The sequence below is a fragment of the Mycobacterium sp. genome (assembly GCF_049585075.1).
In the GTDB taxonomy this organism is placed as follows: domain Bacteria; phylum Actinomycetota; class Actinomycetes; order Mycobacteriales; family Mycobacteriaceae; genus Mycobacterium.
In genome coordinates, this window is sequence record NZ_JBAUZA010000297.1 from 1 (window position 1) to 5,090 (window position 5,090).

Here is a 5,090-nt window from a genome sequence, read left to right on the forward strand (position 1 = left end):
GATGTAGTTCGAACGGACCGCGCGGCTGCGACGGGAGGGATGTTTCACGTGAAACATGTCGTTTCCCGCGGCGCGGCGCCGCCGGTGCCGGCGCCGCCCGACATAGCGAACGCGATCTTCGGGCCCCGCCTGGACCTGGCTAAGCGCTATGCCGAGCTGCTCGCCGATACCGGCGTCGAGTGGGGTCTGCTAGGTCCGCACGAGATCGATCGGATCTGGGAGCGCCACCTTCTGAACTGCGCCGTCGTCGCCGAGCTGTTGGAACCCGGCGAACGCGTGGCCGACATCGGTAGCGGTGCCGGGTTGCCGGGGTTGGCCCTGGCAATCGCCGAGCCGACCTTGCGCGTCATCCTGATTGAGTCGCTGCAGCGCCGAACCGAGTTTTTGCGGATGGCCGTTGCCGGTCTCGGGTTGGATGTGGAAGTGGTCCGCGGCCGCGCGGAGGACGCCGCAGTCCGCCAGCGCGTGGCTGGCGCCGACGCTGTTGCGTCTCGTGCGGTGGCCGCGCTGGACAAGGTGACGAGGTGGAGTTTGCCGCTGTTGAAGCCGGGAGGCCGAATGCTGGCGATCAAGGGGGAGCGGGCCGTCGTCGAAGTCCGCGAGTACCGGCGTGTGATGACCGCGTTGGGCGCCACGGATGCGAGGGTGGTGGAATGTGGCGTGAAGTATCTGTCTCCGCCGACAACCGTGGTGGTGGCACGGCACGGCGAGCCGGCTCCGGTTCGCGGTGTGCCTCGCCGACGGTCGAAGAGGAAGAGCTTATGAGTGCGCCGGACGAGCCGACCGAACACGGAGCTACGCAGACGTCCACGGCGCATGTTTCACGTGAAACATCGGAATTCGATACGCCGATAGGAGCTGCGGCCGAGCGCGCGATGCAGGTGTTGCACACCGCTTATCAACCGCTACGCCGGCCACGCCGTCGGCGACTCTTCACTATCGCCAATCAGAAGGGCGGCGTCGGCAAGACCACCACGGCGGTGAATCTGGCCGCGGCGCTGGCCGTCCAAGGGCTCAAAACGCTCGTGATTGATCTGGACCCGCAGGGCAATGCGAGCACGGCGCTGGGCATCGCCGACCGCCATTCGGGGACGCCCTCGTCGTACGAAGTGCTTCTCGGCGAGATGCCGCTGCACACCGCGCTGCGCCGCAGCCCGCACAGCGACCGACTGTTCTGTGTCCCGGCGACGATCGACCTGGCCGGTGCCGAGATCGAATTGGTGAGCATGGTGGCGCGGGAGAATCGATTGCGCACCGCGCTGGCCGCCCTCGACGGCCTGCATTCCGAAGCTCCTTTCGATTACGTCTTCATCGACTGCCCACCGTCGCTGGGGCTGCTGACCATCAACGCGTTGGTGGCAGCCCCCGAGGTGTTGATCCCGATCCAGTGCGAGTACTACGCGCTGGAGGGGGTGTCGCAGTTGATGAGCAACATCGAGATGGTCAAAGCCCATCTGAACCCCGGCCTGAACGTCAGCACCGTCATCCTCACCATGTACGACGGCCGGACCAAGCTCGCCGATCAGGTGGCCGACGAAGTGCGCCGTTACTTCGGGGCCAAGGTCTTGCGCACCGTGATCCCGCGCAGCGTGAAGGTCTCAGAGGCGCCGGGTTACAGCATGACGATCATCGATTACGATCCCGGATCGCGTGGTGCGATGAGCTATCTCGACGCCAGCCGCGAGCTCGCGGAGCGCGACGCAGCAGCACCCGAGGAGGGGGAACAAACATGACCCAGCCGCTACGTAAGAAGGGCGGGCTCGGGCGAGGCCTGGCTTCGCTGATCCCCACCGGCCCGGCCGAGGGCACTGCCGGTTCGTCAGACCTCGGGCAGCGGATGGGCGACGCCGCAGCCGATGTCGTGCTGGGCGGTCCGACGGCGAGTAGTGGGACCGGCATCGGCGCGGTATACCGCGAAATCGACCCGGCCCTCATCGAGCCGAATCCACGCCAACCGCGGCAAGCCTTCGACGAGGAAGCCCTCGCCGAACTCGTGCACTCGATCCGTGAATTTGGCCTGATGCAGCCGATCGTCGTGCGCGCCATGCCGGGCGGCCAGCGGTATCAGCTGGTGATGGGGGAGCGGCGGTGGCGCGCGGCGCAAGCGGCCGGCATGACCGCGATCCCGACGATCGTGCGCGAGACCGGCGAGGACAACCTGCTGCGCGACGCGCTGCTGGAAAACATCCACCGGGTGCAGCTGAACCCGCTGGAAGAGGCCGCGGCCTATCAGCAACTCCTCGACGAATTCGGCGTCACCCACGACGAACTGGCAGCCCGGATCGGCCGGTCCCGTCCGCTGATCACCAACATGATCCGGTTGCTCCGACTGCCGATTCCGGTGCAGCGACGGGTCGCCGCCGGGGTGCTGTCGGCCGGCCATGCCCGGGCGCTGCTGTCCCTGGAGGGTGGCCCCGACGCGCAAGAAAGCCTCGCGGCCCGGATCGTCGCCGAAGGGCTCTCGGTGCGGGCAACCGAAGAGGCGGTCACCCTCGCCAACCGCAGCGATACCAGCCAGCCGGCGCCGCCGCGGCGCAAGCCGATCCAAATGCCTGGCCTGCAGGACGTTGCTGAGCAGCTGTCGGGCGCCTTCGACACCCGCGTCACAGTCAGCCTGGGCAAACGCAAGGGCAAGATCGTGATCGAGTTCGGTTCGGTGGACGATTTGCAGCGCATCGTGGGCCTGATGAACTCGCGGGACGCCTGACCAGAGACACGAGCTGATTACGTCACTGTGACATTCCGGCCGCGAATCCCGCGTCAAGATGCCGATATCAACTGAATCATACTGTGCACCAGGCTATTTCGTGCTCGTCACTGCTTCGACGAGGCGCCGGCTAGCTGGTTGGCCGTCCGCGGCCCGGCGAGCGGCTGGTGGGGCCCGCGATCCGGGTTCGCGCGAGTATCGCCGTCGACCACACGCGGGGGGTACGCTCAGCTTCGGGGTGGCGGCACCACCCACTCGCGGGGAAGCTGGACAGTGGCGGCACCCTGCGACAATGCGGGCCACAATGGCCCGAGGAGAAACAGGGTCATTGACAGCGCTCCACGGAGGCCCAGGAGTCTAGTGTCTGCTCGAATCACACCGCTGCGACTCGAAGCCTTTGACCAGCTTCCTAAGCACGCGCGCCGGTGCACATTCTGGGAAGTCGACCCCGCAACCCTCGGCAACGATGACCAGCTCGCCGACCCCGAATTCGAGAAAGAGGCGTGGCTGTCGATGGTCATGCTGGAGTGGGGATCGTGCGGTCAGGTCGCGACGGCGGCTCCGGCCGAGTGCGGCGGCGGCGAACCACCTTGCCTGGGCTATGCGCTCTACGCTCCGCCACGGGCGGTGCCCCGGGCGCACCGGTTTCCGACGGCGCCGGTGTCGGCCGACGCTGTCCTGCTCACCTCGATGCGGGTGGAGCCCGGCCCAGCCGCCGACGAGCTGCCCTACAGCCTGGTGGCACGGGTGGTCGACGAATTGGTCCGCCGGGGCGTCCGGGCATTGGAGGCATTCGGTCGCACCGAGCACGTCGCGGAGCTGCTCGACCCGAGGAGCGTCGACCCCGATCTGCGACCGGTGTTGGAGGCGCTAGGGGACTGTTCGGTCGAGCACTGCGTGATCGCCGCCGACTTCTTGCGTGATGTGGGGTTCGTCGTGGTGGCGCCCCACCGCTATTTTCCGCGCTTGCGTCTCGAGCTGGACAAGGGCCTTGGTTGGAAGGCGGAGGTCGAAGCTGCGTTGGAGCGGCTGCTGGAAACGTCGTCGCTGCAGCAGCCCGTCGGGGCGGGATCTGCAGCCGGATCTGCAGCGGGATCTGCGGCAGGCTCGTCTGCTACGAGCCGCTGAGCCGGCTGGCCTGCTCCACCGACAACTCGTGTGCGAGTAGTTCGGCGAAGGTGAATGTGCCGGTGGGCCGGTCGTTTTTGCCGAGCAGATAAAGGCGCTTGACCGCCGCCAGGATTCCCTCGGCGACCGCGTCGCGGGTTTGGGTGGCGATCAGCAGTGCCCGATCCCGGGGATTGGTGATGTAACCGATGTCGACCTGGACGGTCGGCATTCGGGTCAGCCGCAGCAGATCCCAGGTGCGGCCGTGGGTGCGGCAGTCGCGTAAACCGGTGCGCGCGACCACTTCTCGTTGAATAAAGTCAGCCAGATTACGGCCAATGGTGGAGACCGAGCCGTGCGAATTGCCGAAGTGGAAAGACGCGACGCCGTTAGCCGACGGGCTGGCCTGGGTTGCGCAACGCAGGCTGATCATCAGATCGGCACCGACGGCGTTAGCGGTGGCGGCCCGCTCGGCGTCGGATGGGCTGCGGTTGGTCGGCCTCGACAGGAACGTCTCCATACCGATGGCGGTCATCCGTCCTTCAAGACGACTTGCCAAGTCCCACAACACATCTGCTTCGCTGATAGGGCCCGCCGCACTGTGCGTGATCAACCCGCTGTCAGTGCCGCCGCGACCCGGATCGATGATGATCCGCTTACCGGACAGCTTCGGCCCGGACCGACGGACCAGCTCCTCTTCACGGATTGCGTGCAACGAGCCACCTGTTACCCGCGAGGAGAGGAAGTACAAGGAGCGCAACGTTTCCGGGCCGCAGATACCGTCGGCGTAGAGGCCGTATTCCCGCTGGTATGACATCAACCCGTTGTGCGTCTGCAAACCGAAGTATCCGTCGACCAGCCCGGTGTAAAAGCCCAGATCCTGCAACCTGGCTTGCAGCGTCGCGACGTCGTCACCGTACATCGGTGCACCGAATTGGTGGTTGAGCGTGCGAGCACCGAGCCGGTAGGACGCTTCTTTCAGCGCCCGATAGGTGGCTTCGCCAACGATCCCGTCCACCAGCAGCCCCCGATGCTGCTGGAATGCCCGCACTGCATGGTCGAGTTCTTCGTCAAAGACATCGAGTGCCACATGCTTTCCGGTGATGATGTCTTCGTCCGGGCCGTCGAGATGCCCGAGCGCGGTCAGCGAAGCCCGAATCTCGGTGACCGCTGCGCTGCGGTCACCACAGCGCAGCGCCTCGCCGGCGCCGCGGTGCGGATGCGACATTCAAGGCCTCCGGTGAGCTGGTGTGAACAGCCCTGCCGTTCGTTGGAC

General features: G+C 66.3%; 5 protein-coding genes. 4 read left to right on the top strand and 1 reads right to left on the bottom strand.

What is annotated here, in order from left to right; translation table 11 throughout:
• The first annotated feature begins 39 nt into the window (after positions 1 to 39).
• From rsmG to WB785_RS14485, 4 genes are all read left to right on the top strand, one after another.
• Positions 40 to 765 (top strand): 16S rRNA (guanine(527)-N(7))-methyltransferase RsmG, encoded by a 726-nt coding sequence (gene rsmG, locus WB785_RS14470; RefSeq protein ID WP_424080028.1) that lies wholly within the window; start codon positions 40 to 42, stop codon positions 763 to 765.
• Positions 762 to 1,733 (top strand): ParA family protein, encoded by a 972-nt coding sequence (locus WB785_RS14475; RefSeq protein ID WP_424080024.1) that lies wholly within the window; start codon positions 762 to 764, stop codon positions 1,731 to 1,733. The genes rsmG and WB785_RS14475 overlap by 4 nt, the downstream gene beginning before the upstream one ends.
• Positions 1,730 to 2,707 carry a ParB/RepB/Spo0J family partition protein gene (locus WB785_RS14480; RefSeq protein ID WP_424080025.1) on the top strand — a complete coding sequence of 326 codons (978 nt, stop codon included), beginning with the start codon at positions 1,730 to 1,732 and terminating at the stop codon, positions 2,705 to 2,707. The genes WB785_RS14475 and WB785_RS14480 overlap by 4 nt, the downstream gene beginning before the upstream one ends.
• Before the next feature lie 360 nt (positions 2,708 to 3,067).
• Positions 3,068 to 3,835, top strand: a complete 768-nt coding sequence (locus WB785_RS14485; protein WP_424080026.1) for an acetyltransferase — start codon at positions 3,068 to 3,070, stop codon at positions 3,833 to 3,835.
• Here WB785_RS14485 and WB785_RS14490 read toward each other — a convergent pair.
• Positions 3,822 to 5,042: an N-acetylmuramoyl-L-alanine amidase gene (locus WB785_RS14490; RefSeq protein WP_424080027.1), complete on the bottom strand. Its 1,221-nt coding sequence runs from the start codon at positions 5,040 to 5,042 to the stop codon at positions 3,822 to 3,824. The two genes, WB785_RS14485 and WB785_RS14490, sit on opposite strands and share 14 nt — an antisense overlap.
• Positions 5,043 to 5,090: the final 48 nt, after the last annotated feature.

Bases quoted from the DNA above. Each gene is read 5' to 3' on its own strand.
- rsmG (WP_424080028.1), top strand. From the start codon at position 40: ATGTTTCACGTGAAACATGTCGTTTCCCGCGGCGCGGCGCCGCCGGTG.
- WB785_RS14475 (WP_424080024.1), top strand. From the start codon at position 762: ATGAGTGCGCCGGACGAGCCGACCGAACACGGAGCTACGCAGACGTCC.
- WB785_RS14480 (WP_424080025.1), top strand. From the start codon at position 1,730: ATGACCCAGCCGCTACGTAAGAAGGGCGGGCTCGGGCGAGGCCTGGCT.
- WB785_RS14490 (WP_424080027.1), bottom strand. From the start codon at position 5,042: ATGTCGCATCCGCACCGCGGCGCCGGCGAGGCGCTGCGCTGTGGTGAC.